This is a genomic window from Variovorax sp. UC74_104 (assembly GCF_044055375.1).
Lineage (GTDB): Bacteria > Pseudomonadota > Gammaproteobacteria > Burkholderiales > Burkholderiaceae_C > Variovorax.
Map to the genome: position 1 here is coordinate 2,943,905 of NZ_CP171978.1, position 22,825 is coordinate 2,966,729.

General features: G+C 68.1%; 26 protein-coding genes. 14 read left to right on the forward strand and 12 right to left on the reverse strand.

Annotation, left to right across the window (positions count from 1 at the left end; all coding sequences use genetic code 11):
• Nucleotides 1-11: 11 nt before the first annotated feature.
• From ACHMXA_RS13675 to ACHMXA_RS13705, 7 genes are all read left to right on the forward strand, one after another.
• Nucleotides 12-1,010 carry a Bug family tripartite tricarboxylate transporter substrate binding protein gene (locus ACHMXA_RS13675; RefSeq protein ID WP_395320977.1) on the forward strand — a complete coding sequence of 333 codons (999 nt, stop codon included), beginning with the start codon at nt 12-14 and terminating at the stop codon, nt 1,008-1,010.
• A gap of 135 nt (nt 1,011-1,145) precedes the next feature.
• Nucleotides 1,146-1,808, forward strand: a complete 663-nt coding sequence (locus ACHMXA_RS13680) for an alpha/beta hydrolase (RefSeq protein WP_395320979.1) — start codon at nt 1,146-1,148, stop codon at nt 1,806-1,808.
• 34 nt (nt 1,809-1,842) lie between these two features.
• Nucleotides 1,843-2,160, forward strand: a complete 318-nt coding sequence (locus tag ACHMXA_RS13685) for a putative quinol monooxygenase (RefSeq protein ID WP_176664884.1) — start codon at nt 1,843-1,845, stop codon at nt 2,158-2,160.
• A gap of 137 nt (nt 2,161-2,297) precedes the next feature.
• A complete protein-coding gene (gshA, locus tag ACHMXA_RS13690; RefSeq protein WP_395320981.1) occupies nt 2,298-3,857 on the forward strand; it encodes a glutamate--cysteine ligase in 1,560 nt (519 codons plus the stop codon).
• 139 nt (nt 3,858-3,996) lie between these two features.
• Complete coding sequence (locus tag ACHMXA_RS13695) at nt 3,997-4,923, forward strand: SDR family NAD(P)-dependent oxidoreductase (RefSeq protein WP_176664886.1); 927 nt, start codon at nt 3,997-3,999, stop codon at nt 4,921-4,923.
• 103 nt (nt 4,924-5,026) lie between these two features.
• On the forward strand, nt 5,027-5,446 hold the full coding sequence (locus ACHMXA_RS13700; protein ID WP_176664887.1) for a nuclear transport factor 2 family protein: 420 nt from the start codon (nt 5,027-5,029) through the stop codon (nt 5,444-5,446).
• On the forward strand, nt 5,436-5,909 hold the full coding sequence (locus ACHMXA_RS13705) for a MerR family transcriptional regulator (protein WP_176664888.1): 474 nt from the start codon (nt 5,436-5,438) through the stop codon (nt 5,907-5,909). Before ACHMXA_RS13700 ends, ACHMXA_RS13705 begins: the two co-directional genes overlap by 11 nt.
• On the opposite strand, the gene ACHMXA_RS13710 is transcribed toward ACHMXA_RS13705, so the two are convergent.
• The 3 genes from ACHMXA_RS13710 to ACHMXA_RS13720 all read right to left on the reverse strand — a co-directional run bounded on the left by ACHMXA_RS13710 (nt 5,896) and on the right by ACHMXA_RS13720 (nt 7,577).
• On the reverse strand, nt 5,896-6,255 hold the full coding sequence (locus ACHMXA_RS13710) for an HPF/RaiA family ribosome-associated protein (RefSeq protein ID WP_176664889.1): 360 nt from the start codon (nt 6,253-6,255) through the stop codon (nt 5,896-5,898). The two genes, ACHMXA_RS13705 and ACHMXA_RS13710, sit on opposite strands and share 14 nt — an antisense overlap.
• A gap of 121 nt (nt 6,256-6,376) precedes the next feature.
• Nucleotides 6,377-6,805: a CBS domain-containing protein gene (locus ACHMXA_RS13715; RefSeq protein ID WP_176664890.1), complete on the reverse strand. Its 429-nt coding sequence runs from the start codon at nt 6,803-6,805 to the stop codon at nt 6,377-6,379.
• Between the two features lie 145 nt (nt 6,806-6,950).
• The gene (locus ACHMXA_RS13720; protein ID WP_176664891.1) at nt 6,951-7,577 is read right to left on the reverse strand and encodes a cell envelope protein SmpA; all 627 of its coding nucleotides are present in this window, start codon (nt 7,575-7,577) and stop codon (nt 6,951-6,953) included.
• A gap of 240 nt (nt 7,578-7,817) precedes the next feature.
• On the opposite strand from ACHMXA_RS13720, the gene ylqF reads away from it, so the two are divergent.
• Nucleotides 7,818-8,780, forward strand: coding sequence for a ribosome biogenesis GTPase YlqF (gene ylqF, locus ACHMXA_RS13725; RefSeq protein WP_395320983.1), 963 nt, complete (start codon nt 7,818-7,820; stop codon nt 8,778-8,780).
• A 25-nt stretch (nt 8,781-8,805) separates the two neighbouring features.
• On the opposite strand, the gene ACHMXA_RS13730 is transcribed toward ylqF, so the two are convergent.
• A complete protein-coding gene (locus ACHMXA_RS13730) occupies nt 8,806-9,627 on the reverse strand; it encodes a hypothetical protein (RefSeq protein ID WP_176664893.1) in 822 nt (273 codons plus the stop codon).
• A 138-nt stretch (nt 9,628-9,765) separates the two neighbouring features.
• Nucleotides 9,766-11,415 (reverse strand): DUF4139 domain-containing protein, encoded by a 1,650-nt coding sequence (locus tag ACHMXA_RS13735; RefSeq protein ID WP_176664894.1) that lies wholly within the window; start codon nt 11,413-11,415, stop codon nt 9,766-9,768.
• A gap of 222 nt (nt 11,416-11,637) precedes the next feature.
• Here ACHMXA_RS13735 and ACHMXA_RS13740 point away from each other — a divergent pair, with 222 nt between their 5' ends.
• Complete coding sequence (locus ACHMXA_RS13740; protein ID WP_176664895.1) at nt 11,638-12,084, forward strand: PaaI family thioesterase; 447 nt, start codon at nt 11,638-11,640, stop codon at nt 12,082-12,084.
• Here ACHMXA_RS13740 and ACHMXA_RS13745 read toward each other — a convergent pair.
• Complete coding sequence (locus tag ACHMXA_RS13745) at nt 11,996-13,243, reverse strand: acyltransferase family protein (protein ID WP_176664896.1); 1,248 nt, start codon at nt 13,241-13,243, stop codon at nt 11,996-11,998. The two genes, ACHMXA_RS13740 and ACHMXA_RS13745, sit on opposite strands and share 89 nt — an antisense overlap.
• 164 nt (nt 13,244-13,407) lie before the next feature.
• Between ACHMXA_RS13745 and ACHMXA_RS13750 the strand changes: the two genes are divergently transcribed.
• From ACHMXA_RS13750 to ACHMXA_RS13765, 4 genes are all read left to right on the forward strand, one after another.
• Nucleotides 13,408-14,364, forward strand: a complete 957-nt coding sequence (locus ACHMXA_RS13750; protein WP_176664897.1) for a LytTR family DNA-binding domain-containing protein — start codon at nt 13,408-13,410, stop codon at nt 14,362-14,364.
• A gap of 152 nt (nt 14,365-14,516) precedes the next feature.
• Nucleotides 14,517-15,719, forward strand: coding sequence for an ammonium transporter (locus ACHMXA_RS13755; RefSeq protein ID WP_395320986.1), 1,203 nt, complete (start codon nt 14,517-14,519; stop codon nt 15,717-15,719).
• A gap of 82 nt (nt 15,720-15,801) precedes the next feature.
• The gene (locus ACHMXA_RS13760; protein ID WP_395320988.1) at nt 15,802-16,779 is read left to right on the forward strand and encodes an MBL fold metallo-hydrolase; all 978 of its coding nucleotides are present in this window, start codon (nt 15,802-15,804) and stop codon (nt 16,777-16,779) included.
• A 111-nt stretch (nt 16,780-16,890) separates the two neighbouring features.
• Nucleotides 16,891-17,826 carry a succinylglutamate desuccinylase/aspartoacylase family protein gene (locus tag ACHMXA_RS13765; RefSeq protein ID WP_395320990.1) on the forward strand — a complete coding sequence of 312 codons (936 nt, stop codon included), beginning with the start codon at nt 16,891-16,893 and terminating at the stop codon, nt 17,824-17,826.
• Nucleotides 17,827-17,863: 37 nt separating this feature from the next.
• On the opposite strand, the gene ACHMXA_RS13770 is transcribed toward ACHMXA_RS13765, so the two are convergent.
• The 5 genes from ACHMXA_RS13770 to ACHMXA_RS13790 form a co-directional block, all read right to left on the reverse strand.
• A complete protein-coding gene (locus ACHMXA_RS13770) occupies nt 17,864-18,220 on the reverse strand; it encodes a DUF86 domain-containing protein (RefSeq protein WP_176664901.1) in 357 nt (118 codons plus the stop codon).
• Entirely contained in the window at nt 18,217-18,507 is a 291-nt protein-coding gene (locus ACHMXA_RS13775; RefSeq protein ID WP_176664902.1) for a nucleotidyltransferase family protein, read from the reverse strand. The genes ACHMXA_RS13770 and ACHMXA_RS13775 overlap by 4 nt, the downstream gene beginning before the upstream one ends.
• A 68-nt stretch (nt 18,508-18,575) precedes the next feature.
• On the reverse strand, nt 18,576-18,899 hold the full coding sequence (locus ACHMXA_RS13780) for a hypothetical protein (RefSeq protein WP_176664903.1): 324 nt from the start codon (nt 18,897-18,899) through the stop codon (nt 18,576-18,578).
• Between the two features lie 18 nt (nt 18,900-18,917).
• Nucleotides 18,918-19,829, reverse strand: coding sequence for a M23 family metallopeptidase (locus tag ACHMXA_RS13785; RefSeq protein ID WP_176664904.1), 912 nt, complete (start codon nt 19,827-19,829; stop codon nt 18,918-18,920).
• Between the two features lie 43 nt (nt 19,830-19,872).
• A complete protein-coding gene (locus ACHMXA_RS13790) occupies nt 19,873-20,445 on the reverse strand; it encodes a pseudouridine synthase (RefSeq protein ID WP_176664905.1) in 573 nt (190 codons plus the stop codon).
• A 92-nt stretch (nt 20,446-20,537) separates the two neighbouring features.
• On the opposite strand from ACHMXA_RS13790, the gene ACHMXA_RS13795 reads away from it, so the two are divergent.
• A complete protein-coding gene (locus ACHMXA_RS13795) occupies nt 20,538-20,846 on the forward strand; it encodes a hypothetical protein (RefSeq protein ID WP_176664906.1) in 309 nt (102 codons plus the stop codon).
• Nucleotides 20,847-20,862: 16 nt separating this feature from the next.
• Here ACHMXA_RS13795 and ACHMXA_RS13800 read toward each other — a convergent pair whose 3' ends face one another.
• The gene (locus ACHMXA_RS13800; protein ID WP_395320994.1) at nt 20,863-22,680 is read right to left on the reverse strand and encodes a glutamine--tRNA ligase/YqeY domain fusion protein; all 1,818 of its coding nucleotides are present in this window, start codon (nt 22,678-22,680) and stop codon (nt 20,863-20,865) included.
• Nucleotides 22,681-22,825 lie beyond the last annotated feature (145 nt).

The window sequence follows — 22,825 nt, forward strand, 5'->3', positions numbered from 1 at the left end:
GAAAGTCCGCCATGAGTGCCCATCCTTTCCTGTCGAAGCTGCTCAAGCCAATCCTGCTGCTGGGAGCTTGTGCTTCGTTGACGGTGGCGGCGCAGGCGCAACCGGCTGGAGCGGCCTATCCATCGAAGCCCGTGCACATCACTGTGGCGAACACGCCCGGCAGCTCGCCCGACGTGCTGGCGCGCTACCTGGGGCAGCGGCTGTCCGAGCAATGGAAGCAGCCGGTGGTGGTCGACAACCGAGCGGGCGCGGGCGGCATCCTGGCCGCCGACGGGCTGGCCAAGGCGCAGCCCGACGGCTACTCGCTGCTGGTGGGCGCCGACGGGCCCATCACCATCCTCCCCAACCTCCAGGCCGGCCTGCCTTACGACGCACGGCGCGACCTGGTGCCGGTGGTGTCGCTGGGGCAGATCGACTTCGTGCTGGTCGCCAACCCGAAGACGGGCTTTCGCACGGTGGCCGACTTCGTGCGCGCGGCCAAGGCCAGGCCGGGGCACATCAATTACGCCTCCGCCGGCAACGGCAGCCCGCAGCAGCTGAGCATGGAGCTGCTCAAGCAGAAGGCGGGCATCTACGTCACCCACATCCCGTACCGCGGCGGCCCGCTGGGCATGCAGGACGTGATCGCGGGGCAGGTCGACGTGATGTTCATCGCGGTCGGGCCCGCGCTGCCGCACATCCGCAGCGGCCGGCTGGTGGCGCTGGGCACCAGCGGAGAGAAGCGCCATGCGCTGCTGCCCGAGGTGCCGACGGTGGCCGAGAGCTACAAGGGATATCGCTCGGGCACGTGGTTCGGCCTGTTCGCGCCGGCGCGCACGCCGCAGCCGGTGCTCGACGCCATCGCCGCGGAGGCCGGGCGCATCGTGCAGGCCCCGGCCGCGCGCGCCGAACTCGCGGCGCAGGGCATCGAGGCCACGGGTTATGCGCAGCGCCAGTTCCAGACGCAGGTGTCGGCCGAGTACGAGCGCTATGCGCAGATCGTCAAGGCCGTCGGCATCAAGGCCGAATAGCAACGTTTCGCCCTTGGAGGTAACGGCAGGGCCGCACATCGAAACGATGTGCAAGTCGGCCTACCGGCCGTTTCGGAGTGCCGGGCCGGGATGCGCTAAGGTCCGGGCATCCGTTCCTGAATACCCTTGCCGACCATGTCCCGTCCTCCCATCGAGATCGAAACCGCTCCCAACCCCACTGCAACGGTGATCGTGATGCACGGCCTCGGCGCCGACGGCAACGACTTCGTGCCCATCGCCGGCGAGATGGATCTCTCGGCCGTGGGGGCGGTGCGCTTCGTGTTCCCCAACGCGCCCGTCATGCCCGTGAGCATCAACGGCGGCTACCAGATGCCGGCCTGGTACGACATCGCGGTGGCCGACCTCCAGGTGCAGGAGGACGAAGCCGGCCTGCGCCGCTCGCAGGCGGCCATCGAGGCCATCATTGCCAACGAGAAGGCCCGCGGCATTGCCGCCGGCCGCATCGTGGTGGCCGGCTTCTCGCAAGGCTGCGCGATGGCCCTGATGACCGGCCTGCGCCACACCGAGCGGCTGGCCGGCATCGTCGGGCTCTCGGGCTACCTGCCGATCGCGGCCACCACCGCGGCCGAGCGGCACGCGGCCAACCACGAGACCCCTGTGTTTCTCGCCCACGGCCGGCAAGACCCGGTGGTGCCCTACGCGGCCGCCGTGCGCACGCGCGAGGCGCTGTCCGAACTCGGCTACGCCGTCGAGTGGCACGAATACCCCATGGCCCACTCGGTGTGCATGGAAGAGATCGCCGACCTGAACCGCTTCCTGCTGCGGGTGCTCGGCTGAACCTGAATCAACGCTCGCACGAAGGAGCCACGAAATGATCCTCGTCATCGGACACGCATTGGCCAAGCCGGACACCCTGCAGGCCATGCTCGCCATCAGCACCGAGCACGTGCTGCGCTCGCGCGCCGAGCCCGGCTGCATCTCGCATGAAGTCTCGACGGACGCCCAGGAGCCGCTGCGCCTGACCTTCGTGGAGCGCTGGAGCGACATGGACGCCCTGCAGGCGCACTTCCGCGTGGACGCCTCGCGCGCCTTCGCCAAGGCGCTCTCGGCCATGGCCGAGGGCACGCCGCAGATGCATGTCTACCGGTCCGAAGAAATCGATCTCTCGGCGGGCCGCTCCGGGGGCTGAAGAGGTTCCGGCGTGCCGCCAGCTATCAAAAACATAGCGCACAACAGGGTAGCCAGCCCCGGGATTCCCTGCACGAGCAGTGCCCGCTTGCCCGTGCTACCTTCCAGCCCCTCAGAAGATTGATGGGTCATAACAATATGAGCAACAGATTGCAGGAGAGGTTGGGTGCACTTTCAGCCACACGACTGAAAGGCATGCGACGTGGAATCGAGAAGGAAAGCCTGCGCGCGCTGCCGGACGGCAAGCTCGCGCTGACGCCGCATCCGCTGGCGTTGGGCTCGGCTCTCACGCATCCGCACATCACCACCGACTTCAGCGAATCGCAGCTCGAGCTCATCACCGGCGTGCATGCGGACGTCGACTCGGCCATCGAAGAGCTCACGCGGGTGCACCAGTTCACCTACCGCGTGCTCGACGCGCTGGGAGACGAGCGCCTCTGGGTGTCGAGCATGCCCTGCGGCCTGCCGACCGACGAGACCATTCCGATCGGCCGCTACGGCTCCTCGAACGTGGGCCGCGCCAAGAGCGTCTACCGCATGGGCCTGAGCCACCGCTACGGCCGGCGCATGCAGACGATTTCAGGCATCCACTACAACTGGTCGCTGCCCGAGGTGTCGAGCGAAGAGTATTTCGCGCTGATCCGCAACTTCCGCCGCCACGCCTTCCTGCTGCTGTACCTGTTCGGCGCCTCGCCGGCACTGTGTTCGAGCTTCGTGGCGGGCCGCCCGCACGAGCTGCAGCCGCTGGGCGACGGCAGCATGTTCATGCCGCACGGCACCTCGCTGCGCATGGGCCGCCTGGGCTACCAGAGCGACGCGCAGGCCTCGCTGGCGGTGAGCTACAACAGCCTCGAGGGCTACGCCGCCTCGCTGCAGGATGCGCTGACCCGCCCGTGGCCGGCCTACGAGGCCATCGGCATCCGCAACCTCGGCGGCGACTACAACCAGCTCGGCACCAGCCTGCTGCAGATAGAGAACGAGTTCTACGGCACCATCCGCCCCAAGCGCGTGATCAACCCCGGCGAGCGTCCGCTGCATGCGCTGCGCGAGCGCGGTGTGGAATATGTCGAGGTGCGCCTGATGGACCTCGACCCCTTCGAGACCGTCGGCATCAACGCGCAGACCATGCGCTTCATCGACGTGTTCCTGCTGCACTGCCTGCTGAGCGACAGCCCCGACGATACGCCCCAGGAAATCGCCGACCTCGCGCAGAACCAGCATCTCACCGCCGCGCGCGGCCGCGAGCCGGGGCTGAAGTTGCGGCGCAATGGAACCGAGGTGACGCTCGCCGACTGGGGCCTGGAACTGGTCGGGCAGTGCCTGCCCATCGCCGCTGCGCTCGACGCGGCCCAGGGCAGCGGCACGGCGCATGTCGACGCGGTGCGCGCCGCCGCGGCCGCGCTGCGCAACCCCGACAGCCTGCCTTCGGCCCGCGTGCTCGCCGCCATCGAGAACGAGCACGCCAACTCCTTCATCGGCTTCGTGCGCGCCCGCTCCGAGCAGACCCGCGCCACGCTGCTGGACCTGCCGTTCTCGGTGGCGCAGCAGGCGGAGTTCGAGCAGATGACGGCCGAGTCCATCCAGGAGCAGAAGCGCATCGAGGCGGCCGACACCATGCCCTTCGAGATCTACCGCGAGCAGTACGTCTCGCCCGCGCGCCTGGGCGTCCCGCGCAGCCGTACCGCAGTTGCAGCCTGACGCGCTGGCGACTGGGCTCGCCGCGCCGAAGCTGCTCCATGGCCGCTTTCTGCGGTAAAACGCCACGCTGCCGCCCGGGCAAGGCAAGCCCGGCGCGGCCACGAACAACGGCAACTCCCATGGAAGGCGACACAGAGACATGAGCAACGGCAGCAACCTCGATTTCAAGGGCCGCGTGGCCATCGTGACCGGCGCGGGCGGCGGCCTGGGCCGCCAGCATGCGCTGGCGCTGGCCACGCGCGGCGCCAAAGTGGTGGTCAACGACCTGGGCGGCGCGCGCGACGGCTCCGGCGGCTCGGTAAGCGCCGCGCAGGCGGTGGTCGACGAGATCAAGGCCGCTGGCGGCGAGGCGATCGCCAACGGCGCCTCGGTCACCGACTTCGAGGCGGTGCAGGCCATGGTCAAGGAGGCGGTGGACGCCTGGGGCCGCGTCGACATCCTCGTCAACAACGCCGGCATCCTGCGCGACAAGAGCTTCGCCAAGATGGACCTCGCCGACTTCAGGCTGGTGGTCGACGTGCACCTGATGGGCGCCGTGAACTGCACCAAGGCCGTCTGGGCGCTCATGAACGAGCAGAAGTACGGCCGCATCGTGATGACCACTTCCTCGTCGGGCCTGTACGGCAACTTCGGCCAGAGCAACTACGGCGCGGCCAAGCTCGCGCTGGTGGGCCTGATGCAGACGCTGAGCATCGAGGGCGCGAAGAACGACATCCGCGTGAACTGCCTCGCGCCCACGGCGGCCACCCGCATGACCGAGGACCTGTTCCCCAAGGAAATGCTCGAAGCCTTCCGCCCCGAGGCGGTGGTGCCGGCGATGCTGGTGCTGGCCGCGCAGGACGCGCCCAACCGCACCATCCTCTGCGCGGGCGCTGGCACCTTCGAGGCCGCGCACATCACGCTGACGCAGGGCGCCTGGCTGGGCATCGAGGCCGACACGCCCGAGCAACTGGCGGCTCGCCTGTCGGAAGTGACCGACCGCGAAGGCGAGGCGGTGCCGCAAAGCGGCGCGGCGCAGGGCGCCAACGAAGTCGCCAAGGGCATGGCGAACGCGAAGCGGGGCTGATTTCCGCCGCTGTGTTCATGGCGCGCTTGACCTAGAGCGCACTCGAGCATTTCCAATGAATCCACCGGGTATCCGGTTCGTTCAACAAAAAGGAAATCACGCCATGAATACGATCGAGAACAAGGCCATCGTCCAGCACATCCACGACGAGCTGGACAAGGGCAACGGCCAGCCCTTCGTCGACAGCCTCGCCGACGACGCGACCTGGAAGATCGAAGGCAGCACCGCGTGGTCGCGCATCTATCGGGGCAAGAAGGCGATCCGCGAGGAGCTGCTGGACCCGCTCTTCGCCCAGTTCGCGGCGCCCTACAGGAGCAAGACCGAGCGCGTCATCGCCGAGGGCGACCGGGTGGTTGTGCTCTTCAGCGGCGACGTGCCCACCAAGGCCGGCAAGCGCTACAACAACCGCTACTGCTACGTCTACCGACTCGAAGGAGGCAAGGTGAAAGAGCTGACCGAGTACTTCGACACCGCCCTCGTGCAGGAGGCGTTGCAGCCTCCGGCCGCCGTCCATGCCGGCTGAGAAAGCCGTCGAGAGGGGCACTCCCTTCCACATCGGCGAACTGGCCACGCGAACCGGCCGCACGGTGCACGCCATCCGCTGGTACGAGACGCAGGGGCTCGTGCCCGGCGTGGCGCGCGACGAGGGCGGCCGGCGGCTCTACGTCGAGTTGCACGTGGGCTGGCTCGACCTGATGGAGCGGCTGCGCAGCACCGGCATGTCCATCGCCGAGATGCGCGAATACACCGTGCTCGCCATGCAGGGCAAGACCACGCTACGCGAGCGGCGCGACATGCTGGCCGCGCACCGCGAGCGGGTCAACGAGACCATCGCCGGGTGGAAGAGGGCGCTGTCGCTGGTCGAGCGCAAGATCGACTTCTACGACGAGTGGATGGCCAGCGGCCACCGGCCGCCGCTCATTGCCGCGGCGCTCTCGCCCGCGCCAGGGAAGCGCAGAAGCAGAAACGGCGCTACTCGGCGATGAAGCCAGGATCGGTGCGGATCGAGCCCCGGTCCCGGTGGTTGTGAAGCCGCCCCAGCGTGTTCTCGATCAGGCGCTTGAGCTTGTCGGACGCCCCCCGGAAGGCCTCGTCGAGGCTCGCCGCGTGCTGCGTCACCGCCAGCGGCTGGTGGTGCGCCAGGCGCGCCTCCATCACGCAGCACTTGTCGCCGCTGCCGGCCTTGTCGTGGTTCTCGTCGCTCAGGTGTACCTCGACGCGCGTCACGTCATCGACGAAACGGCTCAGGTTCTGCTTGATCTCCGCATCGGCCCAACGCTCCAGCGCGTCCTTGTTGGTGATGCCGTTGCTCGTGTTGACCTGTATCTGCATTCAATGTCCCCGCTGGATGGATGAACGAAGGCCCACTGTGCGCCCTCGGGCGCCGGATGGCGCGTAGGTCTATTCCCTACCCGCGCGCCGGGCAGGGTCTGCGATGCCGCCGCGGGCCCGCTCAGCTCTGGATGTAGGTGGTCAGCTGCTCGATGGTGGCTTCCTGGTCCGAGATGATGTCGTCCATCAGGTCCTGGATGGAAATCATGCCGACCACCTTGTCGCCGTCGACCACCGGCAGGTGGCGGAACTTGCGCTGGCTCATGAGCGCCATGCAGGCGCGGGTGCGGGTCTGGGGGGTGACGGTCATCACGTCGGGCGTCATGATCTCGCGCACCTTCATTTCCTTCGAGTTCTTGCCCTGCAGCGCCACCTTGCGGGTGTAGTCGCGCTCGGAGAGGAAGCCCACCAGCCTCTCGCCGTCCATCACCATCAGCGCGCCCACCTCGAAGCGCGCCAGGATGGAAAGCGCGTCGAACACGCTGGTGTCGGGGGAGGTGCGCCATGCCGCGGAATCATGGCGCTTGAGCAGTTCGGAGACGGGTTTCATCGTTGGCAACTCCATGAAGGGTTTCGATTCGACCGACGCTCGGGCGCCGCACTCGCTCAAATCATAGGGGCGATGAATGACCGCGCGGCGCAAAAAACTCTAAGGGAATGCGCGTGTGTGCAGGACACGCGCAATGCGCGAGAACTTAAGGCTGCGCAGTCGCCGTCGCAGGGGTGGCGATGAACACGCGGCTCAGCGCAACGGCGTCGCCCACCACCGTCTTCACCAGGCCCTTCTCGTCGAACTGCACCTGGAACTCCGACCAGCTGTCGCGCCAGTAGCGCCACACGGGTGCGTCGAGGCTGGGGTTCTCGCTGGACACCGGGTAGGCGATGGCCATCAGCACCTGCTCGCGCGTCATGCCGGGCATCACCTTGCCGGCGAGGATGGCGTCGCGCACCGGCGCGGGGAAGGTCGCCAGCTTCTGCTTCGGGTCTGCCGTCACCACGTAGCGTTGCGCGAAAGTCGGCAGCGGGATGTTGCGGCTGTAGTCGTTCTTGATGCGCTGCGGCTTGCCGGCGAGGTCGAGGCTGAACCAGCGGAAGTCGTAGGCCGTGATGCGCGCCGGGGTGCCCACGGGGACGATGCTCGTGCCCTGCTCGTCGTAGTTGATGTCGCTGATCGAGTCGCCGTAGGTGCGCATGTTGCAGCACAGGAAGCCGCTGACCAGCGGGCCGGGCGGCGGGGAGGGCCGCTGGGCGTGGGCGACGGTGATGGACGCGGGCACGACGGTGGCTGCCAGCAGGGCGGCAGCGGCAAGGCGCTTGAACATGGTTGGATTTCCCTCGGGGTTGTTGGAATCGCTGCCGGACCGCTGTCGAGCCGCAGTCTGTGGCCAGCCAAGGGATTCTAGGAGCGAACAATCCGGCAACGAAGGCAGAATGCCCGCATGCAGCTATCGAAAGCGTAGCAACCAGCTTGCGTTCAGGTTCCCGGTTCACAATGCGCACCGGCCCTGCGCGGCCCCATTCCCCACACACAGAGACAGCGCGAAAGAAAGAAGCCCCCACCGATGGCGATCCAGTGGTTCCCCGGTCACATGTATTCGACCCAGAAGGCCATCACCGAGCGGGTGAAGGACATCGACGTGGTCATCGAGCTGCTCGACGCACGCCTGCCCGGCTCCAGCGCCAACCCAATGCTGGCCGAACTCACGGCCGGCCGGCCCACGCTGAAGGTGCTCAACAAGCAGGACCTCGCCGACCCCGAGCGCACCGCGCTCTGGCTGGCGCACTACAACGCGTTGCCGGCCACCCGCGCCATTCCCCTCGACGCGAGCCAGACCACTCCGGCCCAGCAGATCGTGAAGGCCTGCCACGAGCTCTCGCCCAACCGCGGCGGGCTGGCCAAGCCGATGCGGGTGCTGATCTGCGGCATTCCCAACGTGGGCAAGTCGACCCTCATCAACACGCTCACCGGCAGCCGCAAGGCCAAGACCGGCGACGAGGCCGGCATCACCAAGCTCGAACAGCGCATCACGCTGGCCGACGACTTCTATCTTTGGGACACGCCCGGCATGCTGTGGCCGCGCATCATCGTGCCCAAGAGCGGCTACAACCTCGCGGCCAGCGGCGCTGTCGGGCGCAACGCCTTCGACGAGGAAGAAGTGGCGCTCGAACTGCTCGGCTACCTCAAGTCGAACTACGCCGCCGGCATTGCCGCGCGCTTCAAGCTGGTGGAGCTCGACGCCGAGACCATGGCCGGCATGAAGGACGAGGCCCTGCTCGACACCATCGGCCGCAAGCGCGGCGCGCTGCTGGGCAAGGGCCGCGTCAACCTGCAGAAGGCCGCCGAGATCGTGATGCACGAGTTCCGCGCCGGCAACCTGGGGCGAATCACGCTCGAGACGCCCGAGGAGTTCGCCGCGTGGCTGGCGGACGGCCAGCACGCGGACGCCGAACGCGCCGCGAAGAAGGCTGCGCGCAAGCAGAAGGGCAAGCCGAAGCCCGAGGCGCAGCCTTCGCAGGAAGGTTGAGCGCCGAGCTCCCCGGGCGGGCCTCTCAGTCCAGCGCGAACAACGCCGCAGCCGCCTCATCGAGCGCCGCGACCCGTCGCGAGCCGGAGCCAGGCCCGGCTGCCTGCAGCGCGCGCTGATACATCGCCAGCCGCGTGGCCGACACCGGCCTGCATAGCGGCCTTCCGCGCGTCTGCGCAATGCCGCGCCCGGGCACCACGTAGCGCCCCGGGTTGAGCCGCGCGAAGCGGATGTACGCCTGCAGCGTGGGCAGGATGTCGGCGTGCAGTGCGTTCATGCGCTTTTCCGCGTCCATGCCGATCTGCGCGCGGCCCTTCGCGTCCTTGGCGATCTGCAGGCCCAGGATGTCGGCCATGTCGATCTCGAAGTGCGTGAAGTCGCCGTAGGGGCGCTTGCAGTCGATCATGAAGCTGTTCCAGTTGGCGTGCTGCAGCAGGCGGATGTGTTCGGCCGTCACGTCGAAGGCCGTGCGCTTCTCGAAGGGCGGCTGGAAGGCGTAGTGCCCGGCCACGAAGCTCGCGTGCAGGAAGAAGGCGGCGGCCACGTCCACGAAGCGGTCGAAGACCGGCGAGCTGCCGCCGTCGAGCACGTCGCCGAACTGCTCGAGCGTCATGTCGGGCGGCACGATGGCGGGCGCGCCCGATTCGCAGCCGACCCACTCGGCATGGCTGCGGCGGAACCAGTCGATGTCGGCCTGCGTGATCTCGATGCTGCCCGGCTGGGGCGGCGTCGCCGGGACGGCCGCGGGTGTGTCCCCCGACTGCCCGCAACCCGACGCGGCCAGCAGGGCGGTTGCGGCGCACGCGGCGGAAAGTACCAGTGCATCACGCCGATGGAACCATCTCACGTTGTTCTCTCCACTGAAAAAGCTGTCCATCTCTGTCTTTTCAGCGCAGGACGATGCCATGCGGGCCTGACAGCTGGCTGAGGAGAGCCGAGGAGATGCATGCCGACAGCCTCTTCGGGATGCCGGCCCGCGCGCCGCTCAGCGCATCTGCAGGCGCGCGTCCTTCGGATAGCCGATGGTGTAGTCGGCCGTCACGCGCGCGGTCTGGCCGGCAGCGAGGTCGAGCTGCCACATCGCCAGGCCGGGCTGCTTGTTCCACGCCAGCTCGGCGGGCTGCGGCAAGAACTCCGAGGCCACGCGCACCTTCTCGTCGACCGAGACCGGCGCGGCTTCGAGCACCTGCACCGCGATCGGCGTGCGGTGGCGGTTCTCGACCACGTAGGCGCGCTGCACCTTGCGCTCGGCGCGCGAGCCGGCGAAGCCGCCGGTGCCCTGGTTGTCGCGCTCGGGCTCGGCCTGCACGCGCACCAGTTCGTCGCGGCCGAAGGAGAGCGTCAGGCGCGCGTCGGTGGGCGCGGTCCAGCGGCCGCTGCCGACGAAGGCGCCATCGCGGTACAGCTGCATCGGGCCGGCGGGCCACACGCCGGCGGGCTGGTCGAGTTCGGCGACGAGGAAGGCGCTGGCGTCGACGCGCGGGCTGGTGCGGGCTGCCAGCCTGGCCGTGTCTTCGTGCTGGCCCAGCGCCATGGTCACGCGCTGGCCGTTGGAGGGCACGTCGATGGCCTGCGGCACTGAAAACTCGGTGGCGAAGCTGCTGTCGAACACGCTGACGTCGAACACCGGCTCCGCCACCCGGCGCTCGCGGCTGTCCATGGACTTGCTGGCCATGATGGGGGACGGCGCCATGGCTGCCGCCGGTGCCGCGGGGAAGGCCATCTCGGCCGCCGGGCGCGGCGGCGGCTCGATGCCGATGCGCCATGCCGTCGGCAGGCGGCCCGTGGTTTCACGGCGCGGCTGGCCGGTGGAAAGCACCAGCTTCACGCCGCGCCAGTCCTCGCCCGTGGCCTGCGCCACCAGCGCCTGGCGTTCGATGCGCACCTTGCGCGTGGCGGTGTCGAGCAGCGCGCGGTAGGTGGGCGTCCAGCCGGGGCCGGCGACCTGGTAGCTGAGCTTCACATCGGCGTCGGCGCCGGCGGCCAGCGTCACCGTGACGGCGGTCACCTGTCCGCCGTTGCCCTGGGTGCGGGTGCGCTCGGCCAGCAGCGGGTTGAGCTGGCGGTCGATCTCGGCCTGCTTGCGCTGGATCTGGTGCTGCTTGAGCAGCGAGTCCTGCCCGGTGCGGCGCATGGCCTCGGTCGTCGCGACGAGGTTGCGCGCGTCCATCGGTGCGCGGGCGCCTGAATTGGCATCGCCGCCGCCGGCCAGGCCCTTGAGGTAGCCGGTGACCATGCCCAGCGCGTCGTTCTCGGCCTGCAGGGCGGCCTTCTGGTCTTCGAGCTCGCGGATGCGGCCGTCGAGCGGGCTGGTCGAGCAGCGTGCGGAGAGCTCGCGCTGCTCGCTGAGCACGGAGGTCTCGCCGATGCGTACCGAGGCATCGGCCGACACCTGCAGGCTCTGCACGTCCAGCCCCGCAGGCAGGCAGGCGAAGGTGACCGAGCGCGCGCCGGCCGAGACGCGCGCCACGCGCTCCACGGTGGCGCTGCCGGGGTAGACCTTGACCTGCGTGATGCGCGAATCGGCCGCCACGGCCTGCTGCGTTGCTGCCTGCCCCTGGGCGCTGAGGCTCAGGACCAGCAGCACAGCGGCACCGGCGGTGGCGCGGAGGAGGGCGGAAGTCGATGTTTTCATGGGGTGCCTCTGGAGCGGAATTGATGAATGACCCCGGCTCATACGGACGGCCCCGGCGAACGGGGTTAAGGCATCGCCAAAAAAAGTTCGCCTGCCTCTCGGTGCTGTCGCCAACGCAACCGCCGCGGCGTTTCCGGTCGCGCGCGCGACGGCGGATGCAGGGCGCGCTTCATAGAGTGGCCGCATCGTCTTTCCCGCAACCCAGGACAAGGACACGCAGCCATGCTCGACACCATCCAGGCCATCAACAGGACCGCCGCCTTCAACCGATGGGCCGGCTTCGAAGTGACCAGCGCCGCCAACGGCGAAGCCGAACTGCGCATGGACTGGCGCGAGGAGGACATGGGCCAGTACGCCGGCTTCCTGCACGCCGGGATGATCGGCGCGATGCTCGACACCGTGAGCGGCTACGCGGCCGCCACCGTGGCGGGCCGTGTGCTGGCTTCGCATTTCTCGGTGAACTGCATCTCGCCCGCCATCGGCCGCGCGTTCGTCGCACGCGGGCGCGTTGTGAAGGCCGGGCGCAAGCAGGTATTCGCGGCCGCAGAGCTCTATACGCAGGGCGACAGTGCCGATTCGCTCAAGCTCGTGGCGACGGGGAACGCCATCCTGGTTCCTGTGGAAGAGCCTGCCCCCGTGCCGCCGAAGAAGCCGGAGCCCGCCGCCTGAGCTTGAGTCCGAAGAGTGGCCGCAGCAGGTTGGTGCGGCGGATCAGCCCGTCCGTCAGGAGCCAGCAGCCCAGCAGCGTCAGCGCGATGAGCAGCGCGGGTTCGACGACCGGTCCGAGCGCGAGCGGCGCCAGCAGCGTCACGCCGACGATGATCAGCGTCTGGTGCAGCACGTACCACGGGTACACCGACTCGTTCGCCCAGCGCAGCCAGGGCCAGGGGCGGTTCAGGTGGCGATGGCCGTGGCCGAGGATGGTCGCCACCGCCAGCCAGAGGTAGAGCATGCGCAGCGTGTCCACCAGCAGCCCCGGCAGCGGGCTCTTCATGCCGGCGCGCAGTGCGATGAAGGCCGCGATCACCGCGACGGCCAGCGCGAGCGACACGCGGCGCAGCCGCTCCAGCTCCTTCCATATGCCGGTGTCCACGCCCATCCAGTAGCCGTAGAGGAACATCGTGAAGTAGAGGCTGTGCAGGTGGAAGTCGCGCACCAGGTTGTGCGTGGCCGGGAAGCGCGAGGCCAGCAGCATCGTGAAGACCAGCAGCGGCAGCACCGGCAACAGCAGCAGCTTCCAGCCGCGCAGGCCGTTGAAGGCGCCGCGCACCCGTTGGCCGGCGGCGGATTTCCACAGCGGCAGCGTCAGCGCGATCAGCGCCGTGTAGGTGAACAGGTAGGGCAGGTACCAGAGGTGGTTCCAGGTGATGCCGAACTCCGCGCCGTCGAAGGCCTGCTTCGGCCACGGTTGCGCCATCGACAGGTAGCGCAGCAGGAAGGCGCCGAAGCCTGGTGCGACCAGCCCGTTGGCCACGCCCTGCGCGTAGGCCTGGTAGGGCACGACCACCGCCATGCCGAAGGCCAGCGGCAGCATCAGCCGCAGGCCTCGGCTGCGCAGCAGGGCCCAGGTGCCCTGTCCCCGGCTCAGGAAGCCGAGGGACACGCCCGAGATCAGGAAGACCAGGTCCATGCGCCACAGGTTCAGGACGCGCATCGGCCATTGCAGCCATTCGGCCGCGTGCGGGCTCTTGAGGTGCCAGGGCCAGTCGGCCACGTAGTACATGCCCACGTGGTACAGGATGACGAAGAGGAAGGCCAGTGCGCGCAGGGCGTCGATGTCGTGGCGGCGGTGGTCGGGTGGGGTTGCGGGATTGGGGTCTGCGGTCATGGGCGGGTTCTCGAAGCGGGAAGGCCGCCATGCTCGGCCGGGCCGCTTCCGCGAGGTGCGGCCAGGGGATGGATCGCCCCCGCTTTGTGACGAGCGGTGGCCGGTTGGGACGAAATCCGGCCCGAACCGGCCGTCCCCGGGGCCTTTTCGCGAAAATTCCCCGCATGGGAGACCCCCGCAAGAACCTGTACGAACGCTACGCGCGGATCCGCCGTCCGCTGGAGGTGGCCTTCTGGATCGTGCTGCTGACGCTGCAGGCCGTGTTCAGCACGATGGTGGCAATCGTCGACATGCGCACGCGCGCCGTGCCCCGGCCCAACTGGGAGGTCGCGACGTGGGAGGTGTCCAGCCACCTGATGCTGCTGCTCCTGGTGCCGGCGCTGGCGATGGTGGAACGCCGGCTGTCGCCGCTGGTGCGCACACACCTGCTGCGCTTCCTTGCCTGGCATGCGGTGGCGAGCTTGGCGTTCAGCGTGGTCCACGTGGTGGGCATGTTCGGGCTGCGGGCGCTGGTGTACGCCATGGCGGGCGAACGCTACGACTTCGGGGGCTGGGTGAGCCAGTGGGGGTACGAGTACCTCAAGGACGTGCGGGTGTACGTGAGCATCGTCTTCGGCATCTGGGCGTATCGGCTGTTCCTGCTGCGGTTGCAGGGGGAGGCGCGAGTGTTGGACGTGCCGGAGGATGGGGCGGTGGCCGCGCCGGCTGTTGCCTCGGGCCCGAACTCGGCGGAGGCGGGGGGATTTGAACCCCCGGCCGCAGAAGCGCTTCCTGCGCCGCCGCCATCGCGCCCCGAGCGCTTCCTGGTCCGCAAGCTGCGCCGCGAATTCCTCATCGCCGCCACCAACATCGACTGGCTCCAGGCCGAGGGCAACTACGTCGGCCTGCACGTCAACGGGCACGACTACCTGCTGCGATCCACGCTGACCGACTTCCTGACCCAGCTCGACCCCGCGCTCTTCGTGCGCGTGCACCGCAGCCATGCGGTGAACCTGGGGCGCATCAAGGAGATCGAGCCGCTGGACGGCGGCGACGCCCGGCTGCACATGCATGACGGCACCACCGTGCCCTGCAGCCGGCGATACAGGGACGCGCTGCGGACAGGCGTCGGCGCGGGCTGAAGCGGTGCGTGGCGGGGCTTGATCGGCCCGCTATTGGTTCATGTCGCACCATCGAAGAGCCTATAGGCACCATTTTTGCTTCATTGGCCGGTCGCGCTGGTTGATTCCGGTGCGACGCACCAATTCAAACCAAAAACCCGCAACAAGCTCCAATGGACGCACTCAAACAGGGCGCAGACGCGCTGTTCATCCTTCTCGGCGCCATCATGGTCCTGGCCATGCACGCCGGCTTTGCCTTTCTGGAACTGGGCACCGTGCGCAAGAAGAACCAGGTCAATGCGCTGGTGAAGATCCTGGTCGACTTCTCGGTCTCGACCATCGTGTATTTCCTGGTCGGCTACGGCGTGGCCTACGGCACGCATTTCTTCGTGAGCGCCACCGAACTGTCGGCAAAGAGCGGCTACGAGCTGGTGAAGTTCTTCTTCCTGCTGACATTCGCGGCGGCCATTCCGGCCATCATCTCGGGCGGCATCGCCGAGCGGGCCAAGTTCTGGCCGCAGCTCATTGCCACGGCGGTGATCGTCGGCTTCGTCTATCCGCTCTTCGAGGGCATCGCCTGGAACAAGCATTTCGGCATCCAGGGCTGGATCGCCTCGCTCACCGGCCACGAGTTCCATGACTTCGCGGGCTCGGTGGTGGTGCACGCGGTCGGCGGCTGGCTGGCGCTGCCGGCGGTGCTGCTGCTGGGCGCGCGGCGCAACCGCTACCGGGGCGACGGCTCGCTGAGCGCGCATCCGCCGTCGAACATCCCGTTCCTGGCGCTGGGCGCCTGGGTGCTGTGCGTGGGCTGGTTCGGCTTCAACGTGATGAGCGCGCAGAGCATCGACAAGATCTCCGGCCTGGTGGCCGTCAACTCGCTGATGGCGATGGTCGGCGGCACGCTGGTGGCGCTGGCCATGGGCAAGAACGACCCCGGCTTCGTCTACAACGGCCCGCTCGCCGGCCTGGTGGCGGTGTGCGCCGGCTCCGACCTGATGCACCCGCTGGGCGCGCTGGTGGTAGGGGGCGTGGCGGGCGGCATCTTCGTCAAGCTGTTCACGCTCACGCAGAACAGGTGGAAGATCGACGACGTGCTGGGTGTGTGGCCGCTGCACGGGCTGTGCGGCACTTGGGGCGGCATCGCGGCGGGCATCTTCGGCACGCAGGCGCTGGGCGGCATCGGCGGCGTGAACGTGTGGGCGCAGCTCATCGGCACGGTGATGGGCGTGGCCTGGGCCGCGCTGGCGGGCGCGGCGGTGTACGGCGCGCTCAAGGCGGTGGCGGGGCTGCGGCTGTCGCAGGAAGAGGAGTACGACGGCGCCGACCTGTCGATCCATCACATCTCGGCGACGCCGGAGCGCGAGGTCAACTGGTAGGCAGTCGGTAGGCGGGCACGCTGCAAGGCCAGCCTGCCTCGGCTATTCTCGGCGCCCCTTCAAACCACCGAGGAGCCGAACCATGACAACAACACCCGCTCGCTGGCTGCGCCAGGGCATCGCCGCGATGGCCGGCAGCCTGCTGATGCTTTTGTTTTCTTCCACGGCGCTGGCCGGCGCGCCGCAGGTCAAGACCCAGGCGCCGGGCTTCTACCGGATGATGCTCGGCGACTTCGAGGTGACGGCGCTCTTCGACGGCACCCTCGACCTCGAGCCCAAGAAGCTGCTCACCAACACCACCCAGGCACAGGTCGGCAAGCTGCTCGACCGCGGCTTCGAGAAGGACGCCGTGCCCACCTCGGTGAATGGCTACCTCATCAACACCGGCAGCAAGCTGGTGCTGGTCGACACCGGCGCCGGCGGCCTCTTCGGCCCCACGCTTGGCAACCTGCAGGCCAACCTCAAAGCCGCCGGCTACCAGCCGGAGCAGGTCGACGACGTGCTCATCACCCACATGCACGGCGACCACGTCGGCGGACTGGTGCAGGACGGCAAGCTGGTCTTTCCCAACGCCACCATCCACGCCGGGCAGGAAGACGCCGACTTCTGGCTGAACAAGGCCAACCTGGAGAAGGCCTCGGCCGAGATGAAGGGCTTCTTCCAGGGCGCGATGGCCTCGCTCAACCCGTACGTGGAAGCCGGCAAGTTCAAGGGCATGAAGGGCGGCACCGAGCTGGCCCCCGGTATCAAGGCCGTGCCCGCCCACGGCCACACGCCCGGCCACAACATCTACGTCGTCGAGTCCAAGGGCCAGAAGCTGGTGCTGTGGGGCGACCTGATGCACGTGGCGGCGGTGCAGTTCGCGCAGCCGCAGATCACCATTTCGTTCGACGTCGACTCCAAGCCCGCGGCGGCCGAGCGCAAGAAGGCATACGCCGATGCCGCCAAGGGCCGCTACCTGGTCGGCAGCGCACACCTGCCGTTCCCGGGGCTGGGCCACGTGCGGGCCGAGGGCAAGGGCTACGTCTGGGTGCCGGTGGACTACCAGCAGGTGCGATGAGCCGCCGATGAAGGTTGAGCGGCGCGGCCCGGTGTTGCAACGAGCGCGGGCGCGAATGCGCGCCCTGTAGCAAACTGGCCGGCTGCTTCGCTTTCATCATCCATCCGCCCCATGACCCAAGCTCCTCCCGCCCTCGAAGTCCTTCCCCGCGACCTCTCCGCCTACCGCAAGGGCAACGTAGGCGTCGACTACGTGCACCGCTTCGAGTCCGGCAAGCCCGGCCCGCACGTGCTGATCAACGCGCTCACGCACGGCAACGAGATTTGCGGCATGACGGCGGCCACCCACCTGCTCGACAACAACGTGCGCCCGAAGATCGGCACGCTCACCGTGAGCTTCGCCAACGTGGCCGCGTACGAATCCTTCAACGAGGCGCTGCCTTTCGACAGCCGGCAGCTCGTGCACAACCTCAACCGCATCTGGTCGCCCGAATGGCTCGACGGCACCGAAGACAGCCCCGAGCTGAGCCGCGCGCGCATCCTGCGCCCGGTGGTGGAGGCGGCCGACCACATCCTCGACATCCACTCGACCAGCCAGCCCGTCGTGCCGTTCTGGGTGTACCCGGCCTTCGAGCGCAACGCCAAGGTCGCGCAGGCCATCGGCCGCCCCTCGGTGCACCTCGTGATGCCCGACGGCCTGGGCTCGGGCACGCCGCTCATCCAGTACGGCAGCCACGGCGGCCCCGACGGCAAGGGCGTGGCGATGGTGGTCGAGTGCGGCCAGCACTTCCTGCGCTCGGCCTCCGACCTGGCCACTGCCGTCACCTACGACTTCCTCGCCTACTTCGGCCTCGTCGACAAGGACCCGGCGAGCCCGCCGCTCGAGCCGCAGCGCCGCTTCCAGCTGTTGCAGACCTACGTCATCAAGTCGCCGGACTTCGCCTTCGTGCGCCCGCTGATCGGCTTCGAGACCTTCGCCAAGGGCGAACTGATCGCGACCAACGGCGAGGAGGAGATTCGTGCGCTGTGCGATGACTGCACGATCTTCATGCCAGCGCAGCGCACGATCGTGGGGCGGGAGGCGGTGTATCTGACCAAGCCGATCTGATACCCGGCGTCCCCACGCCAACCAGGGGCACGGGGGCTCAGTTTTTCAACAGCCGCACGATCTGCTCGCGAAGCGACGGCAAATCGTGCTGGACGGTTTGCCAGACAAGGGTGTGATCGATGGTGAAGTAGCCGTGGGAAAGCGCGTTGCGCATCTCGTAGGCGAAGCGCCATGGAACAGCGGAGTGGGCCGCCGCGAATTCCGCGTGATGCTTCACGATGTTGTTGCTGGCTTCGCCGATGACTTCCAGGTTGCGCACCACCGCGTCCTGGGTCTTGCGATCGGCCAGATAACTGTCGGCTGTAGCGCCGCTCGTGTAGTCGCGGATGCTGTCGATCGCTTGCAGGATGTGACCTAGATAATCCGCCACCCGTTGCGGATCTCTTCGGCTCATACCGGCACAGCCTCGCGCAGCACCTGATCGCGAAACTTGGGAGGCAGGCCGTTGGGCGTGAGTACGTCCACTTCCATGCCCAGCAGGCTCTTCAGCTCATGCCTGATGGCCCCGATGTCCATGAGCGTGGTTTGCGCCGTGGGTTCCACCAGTAGATCGAGGTCGCTGTCGGCGCTGTCCTCGCCGCGCAATGCTGAACCGAACACTCGCACGCTGCTGACGTGATGGCTCAATGCGATCTCGCGGATGCGATCACGATGCAGCGACAGGGCTTCGGAGGGGCGCATGGAGCCGAGTGTAATGTTTGGCTGCTCCAGGGCCCTCAGACCGCGAGGCTGGTCGGTCAGCCAGCCAGTCAGCAGATCAGCAGGTGCCGGGGCTTGTCCACGGTGCTGTAGTCCGCATGCCAGTAGTGCGGGTCGTCGCAGGGGCTGAAGACGGCCTCTGCGCTGGCGTGGCGGTTGTCGAAGTGCCTGTCGAGCGTGATGTGCACGGAACCGGTGTCGGGCCAGTCGGTGCCGGCGTCGCAGACGCGATTTCCCGAGGCGACCTCGGCCGCGACGATGGCCTGCAGCGCAGGGTGCAGGCGCTCGTTGAGCAGCGCAAGGATGTCTCGCCGGCTGCCGGGACGGATCGACGTGGCGAGGCAGGCTTCGGTGAAAGCGGGGGCGGCGGACATCGTCGCGGCGGTTCCGTGTCAGGCCGCAATGAACAACGCCGGATCCACCATCGCCCGGTTCAGCATCACCGACCAGTGCAGGTGCGGCCCCGTCACCCGCCCGGTCGCGCCCACGCCGGCGAGCTGCTCGCCGGTCTTCATCACGTCGCCCACCTTCACGTCGATGCGGCTGAGGTGGCAGTACATCGTCAGCAGGCCGCCGCCGTGGTCTAGCCAGACGGTGCCGCCGTTGAAGAAATAGTCGCCCGTATCGATCACCTTGCCGGGCATTGGCGCGAGCACCGGCGTGCCGGTGCCGGCGGCGATGTCCATGCCGCTGTGCGGATTGCGCGACTGGCCGTTGAACACGCGGCGCAGGCCGAAGGAGCTGGAGCGGCGGCCGGGCACCGGTACGCGCATCTTCAGCACGGTGTCGGGGCGCATGTCGGTGAGGGTGGCCGTCACCACGGCGAGGTGCTCGCGCTCCTTGACGTAGCGGGCCTCGTCCTCAGGCGAGAGGTCGACGGTGCGCGGAGCCACGGTGAGGCGCTGTTCGCGGTATTGCTTCGGGGCGACCGTGTAGGCGATCTGGCGTTCGGGCTTGCCTTCGGTGCGCACCGTGATGCGGGCTTCGCCGGGTTCCGTCGTGAGGGGAATGCCGACGACGGCGGTCCATTCGATGGTGTCGCCGAGCACCAGCACGGGGATGTCGCCCGAGAAGGCCTGGGGCCGCTTGGCCGACGGGCCCAGCGACAGGCGGGCCACGCCGCCCGGCACCTGCGATGCGTGGGGCCACACGTCGGGTGCCGCCGCCGGTTGCTTCTTCGCCTTGGCCTGGGTCGCAGCGCCGGCATGCATCGTGGCGAGGAGGCCGACGGTGCCGAGGACGGCGCTGCGGCGGTTCAGGGCGAAAGCGGCGAAGTCGCGAGGAGGAGCGGGTATGTGCTTCATTGAGAAAAAGGCAGTGGTTCGGTTGGATGAGGGGAGGGCCGCGCTATTCGCGCCAGGTTCCCGGCGCCAGTCCTTCGAGCGTATGCGGCCCGATTGCGGCGCGGATCAGCCGCAGCGTTGGCAGCCCCACGGCCGCCGTCATGCGCCGCACCTGCCGGTTGCGGCCCTCGCGGATGCCCAGTTCGATCCACGCTGTGGGAATGCTCTTGCGCTCGCGGATGGGCGGCTGCCGTTCCCACACTTCGGGGGGCGGATCGAGCAGCCGGGCGCGAGCCGGGCGAGTGGGGCCGTCGTTGAGCTGCACGCCCGAGCGCAGGGCGGCGAGCACCTCTTCGGTCGGCTCGCCTTCGACCTGCACCCAGTAGATCTTCTCCATCTTGAAGCGCGGGTCGGCGATGTGCGCCTGCAGCTTGCCGTCGTCGGTGAGCAGCAGCAGGCCCTCGCTGTCGGCGTCGAGCCGGCCGGCGACGTAGACGCCGGGGATGTCGATGAACTCCTTCAGGCCGCGCCAGCGGCCTTCGGGCGTGAACTGGCTGAGCACGCCATAAGGCTTGTTGAAGCGGATCAGCCGCGAGGAAGAGGACGATGAACGAGAAGAAGGGCTCGGACGATTCATGTGCCGACAGGATAGCCCGGGTCTGTCCTGCAACCTCCGGCGGCCGGCGAGGCTCCAATGGACCTGTTCACTCGAGACACAGGGAATCCGGTATGACGACCACGATGCGAAGCTCCATCCAACTCGCCTGCGCGGCGATGGCCAGCCTGCTGCTGGCGGCGTGCAACAGCACGGCCATCCGCGTGGGCGGCGCGCCCGAGGCCAGCGCGAAGAACTGCGTGGCGGCGGCTGCGCGCGAACTCAGGGTGCCGCCGGGCAGCATCGCGGCCGACAAGGGCAGCACGCCGCGCGACGGCGTCTACACGGTCAACCTGAAGGTCGGGCCGCAGGGAAGATCCGCCGTGTGCACCACCGACGAGAACAGCGCGGTGATGGGCGTGGTCTACAAGCGGCCCGAATAGAGGCTGCCGGTGGGGCTTACTTGCCCCAGCTGTCCCGCATCCCGGCCGCGCGATTGAACACCGGCTTGCCGACGGCGCCGCTGGCCTTCGCGTCGAGCACGAAGTAGCCGTGCCGCTCGAACTGGATGCCGACGCCGGGCTCGGCCTTGGTCAGCGAGGGCTCGACGAAGGCCGAGCACACTTCCAGGCTGTTCTTGTTCAGCTCTTCCAGCAGTTCGCCACTGCCCGGGTTGGCGGCGGCAAACAGCCGTTCGTACAGCCGAACCTCCGCCGGCACCGCGTCGGCGGCCGCCACCCAGGTGATGTTGCCCTTCACCTTGATCGCGTCGGCGCCGGGGGTGCCGCTCTTGGTGTCGGGCACCAGCTTGGCCTGCACTTCGACGAGCTTGCCATCTGCGTCCTTCGTGCCGCCGATGCACTCGATGACGTGGCCGTACTTCAGCCGCACCTTGTTGCCGGGGAACAGGCGGAAGAAGCCCTTGGGCTGCACTTCTTCGTAGTCGGTGCGCTCGATCCAGACCTCGCGGCCAAGCTTGAACTCGCGGTGGCCCATTTCGGGGTGGTGCGGGTGCACCGGGGCGGAGCAGTCGTCGAGCGCATCGTCCCCGCCCATCAGCTCGCCCCAGTTGGTGATGACCAGCTTGACCGGGTCGAGCACCGCCATGGCGCGCGGGGCAACGGGGTCGAGCGTGTCACGCAGCGCGGCTTCGAGGCTGGCGTAGTCGATCCAGCCGCCCGACTTGGTGGTGCCGCTGCGTTCGCAGAACAGCCGCAGCGCCTCGGGCGTGTAGCCGCGGCGGCGCAGGCCGGCGATGGTGGGCATGCGGGGGTCGTCCCAGCCGTCGACGTATTTCTCTTCGACCAGCTGGCGCAGCTTGCGCTTGCTGGTGAGCACGTGGGTCACGTTCAGGCGTGCGAATTCGTACTGGCGCGGGTGCGGGCTGGCGACGAGGCCGCCCTCGGCGAGGCGGTCGAGCAGCCAGTCGTAGAAGGGGCGCTGGTCTTCGAACTCCAGCGTGCAGATGCTGTGGGTGATCTGCTCCAGCGCGTCCTCGATGGGGTGCGCGTAGGTGTACATCGGGTAGATGCACCACTTGTCGCCGGTGTTGTGGTGGTGGGCCCGGCGCACGCGGTACAGCGCGGGGTCGCGCATGTTGATGTTGGTGCTGGCCATGTCGATCTTGGCGCGCAGGATGGCGGCGCCGTCGGCCACCTGGCCGTCGCGCATGGCGCGGAATCGCGCCAGGTTCTCCTCGGGCGTGCGGGTGCGGAAGGGGCTGTCGGTGCCGGGCGTGTTGAAGTCGCCGCGGTTCGCGCGCACTTCCTCGGCTGTTTGCTCGTCGACGTAGGCGAGGCCGGCGCCGATGAGGTATTCGGCGGCCTCGTACATGAAGTCGAAGTAGTCGCTCGCGAAATACTCGTGCGGCTGCAGCGTGCCGGGGGCGCTGGGGCGGTCGGCCAGGTAGGTCTCGTAGCCGAGCCACTTCACCGCGTCGCGGATGGAGTCGACGTATTCCTGGTCTTCCTTCTCGGGGTTGGTGTCGTCGAAGCGCAGGTGGCTCACGCCGCCGTACTCCTTGGCCAGCTCGAAATTGAGCCAGATGCTCTTGGCGTGGCCGATGTGCAGGTAGCCGTTGGGCTCGGGCGGGAAGCGCATGCGCACCTTGGCCGGATCGGCCATGCCCTGCGCATGATGAGCGGCGTTGCCGGGCGATCCGCCCCACTTGCGGCCAGAATAGGCACCCTGTGCGAGGTCGTTCTCGATCACATGGCGCAGGAAATTGCTCGGGGCGGCGGTTGTTTTGCTACCGTTTTTGTCGGTCGGGGAGGTCATCGTTGCATTTTAGGGTGCACCCCTTATGGGTTACCTTTGGCAACTTTCTTCACAATGCCGAGTGCACCCTCTTTGCATTTGCCGCGTTCAATACACCACATGGGCGGTTCATACCCGAACGCAGCCCGACCATACAAGGAGTGCA

What these genes read in the sequence shown, in the direction of transcription:
- ACHMXA_RS13740 (WP_176664895.1), top strand. Translation starts at nt 11,638, where the DNA reads ATGCTCGACACCATCCAGGCCATCAACAGGACCGCCGCCTTCAACCGA.
- ACHMXA_RS13770 (WP_176664901.1), bottom strand. Translation starts at nt 18,220, where the DNA reads ATGAGCCGAAGAGATCCGCAACGGGTGGCGGATTATCTAGGTCACATC.
- ACHMXA_RS13790 (WP_176664905.1), bottom strand. Translation starts at nt 20,445, where the DNA reads ATGAATCGTCCGAGCCCTTCTTCTCGTTCATCGTCCTCTTCCTCGCGG.
- ACHMXA_RS13755 (WP_395320986.1), top strand. Translation starts at nt 14,517, where the DNA reads ATGGACGCACTCAAACAGGGCGCAGACGCGCTGTTCATCCTTCTCGGC.
- ACHMXA_RS13745 (WP_176664896.1), bottom strand. Translation starts at nt 13,243, where the DNA reads ATGACCGCAGACCCCAATCCCGCAACCCCACCCGACCACCGCCGCCAC.
- ylqF (WP_395320983.1), top strand. Translation starts at nt 7,818, where the DNA reads ATGGCGATCCAGTGGTTCCCCGGTCACATGTATTCGACCCAGAAGGCC.
- ACHMXA_RS13695 (WP_176664886.1), top strand. Translation starts at nt 3,997, where the DNA reads ATGAGCAACGGCAGCAACCTCGATTTCAAGGGCCGCGTGGCCATCGTG.
- ACHMXA_RS13720 (WP_176664891.1), bottom strand. Translation starts at nt 7,577, where the DNA reads ATGTTCAAGCGCCTTGCCGCTGCCGCCCTGCTGGCAGCCACCGTCGTG.
- ACHMXA_RS13680 (WP_395320979.1), top strand. Translation starts at nt 1,146, where the DNA reads ATGTCCCGTCCTCCCATCGAGATCGAAACCGCTCCCAACCCCACTGCA.
- ACHMXA_RS13785 (WP_176664904.1), bottom strand. Translation starts at nt 19,829, where the DNA reads ATGAAGCACATACCCGCTCCTCCTCGCGACTTCGCCGCTTTCGCCCTG.
- ACHMXA_RS13795 (WP_176664906.1), top strand. Translation starts at nt 20,538, where the DNA reads ATGACGACCACGATGCGAAGCTCCATCCAACTCGCCTGCGCGGCGATG.
- ACHMXA_RS13760 (WP_395320988.1), top strand. Translation starts at nt 15,802, where the DNA reads ATGACAACAACACCCGCTCGCTGGCTGCGCCAGGGCATCGCCGCGATG.
- ACHMXA_RS13715 (WP_176664890.1), bottom strand. Translation starts at nt 6,805, where the DNA reads ATGAAACCCGTCTCCGAACTGCTCAAGCGCCATGATTCCGCGGCATGG.
- ACHMXA_RS13765 (WP_395320990.1), top strand. Translation starts at nt 16,891, where the DNA reads ATGACCCAAGCTCCTCCCGCCCTCGAAGTCCTTCCCCGCGACCTCTCC.
- ACHMXA_RS13750 (WP_176664897.1), top strand. Translation starts at nt 13,408, where the DNA reads ATGGGAGACCCCCGCAAGAACCTGTACGAACGCTACGCGCGGATCCGC.
- ACHMXA_RS13710 (WP_176664889.1), bottom strand. Translation starts at nt 6,255, where the DNA reads ATGCAGATACAGGTCAACACGAGCAACGGCATCACCAACAAGGACGCG.
- ACHMXA_RS13780 (WP_176664903.1), bottom strand. Translation starts at nt 18,899, where the DNA reads ATGTCCGCCGCCCCCGCTTTCACCGAAGCCTGCCTCGCCACGTCGATC.
- ACHMXA_RS13685 (WP_176664884.1), top strand. Translation starts at nt 1,843, where the DNA reads ATGATCCTCGTCATCGGACACGCATTGGCCAAGCCGGACACCCTGCAG.
- ACHMXA_RS13675 (WP_395320977.1), top strand. Translation starts at nt 12, where the DNA reads ATGAGTGCCCATCCTTTCCTGTCGAAGCTGCTCAAGCCAATCCTGCTG.
- ACHMXA_RS13700 (WP_176664887.1), top strand. Translation starts at nt 5,027, where the DNA reads ATGAATACGATCGAGAACAAGGCCATCGTCCAGCACATCCACGACGAG.
- ACHMXA_RS13775 (WP_176664902.1), bottom strand. Translation starts at nt 18,507, where the DNA reads ATGCGCCCCTCCGAAGCCCTGTCGCTGCATCGTGATCGCATCCGCGAG.
- ACHMXA_RS13800 (WP_395320994.1), bottom strand. Translation starts at nt 22,680, where the DNA reads ATGACCTCCCCGACCGACAAAAACGGTAGCAAAACAACCGCCGCCCCG.
- gshA (WP_395320981.1), top strand. Translation starts at nt 2,298, where the DNA reads ATGAGCAACAGATTGCAGGAGAGGTTGGGTGCACTTTCAGCCACACGA.
- ACHMXA_RS13735 (WP_176664894.1), bottom strand. Translation starts at nt 11,415, where the DNA reads ATGAAAACATCGACTTCCGCCCTCCTCCGCGCCACCGCCGGTGCCGCT.
- ACHMXA_RS13705 (WP_176664888.1), top strand. Translation starts at nt 5,436, where the DNA reads ATGCCGGCTGAGAAAGCCGTCGAGAGGGGCACTCCCTTCCACATCGGC.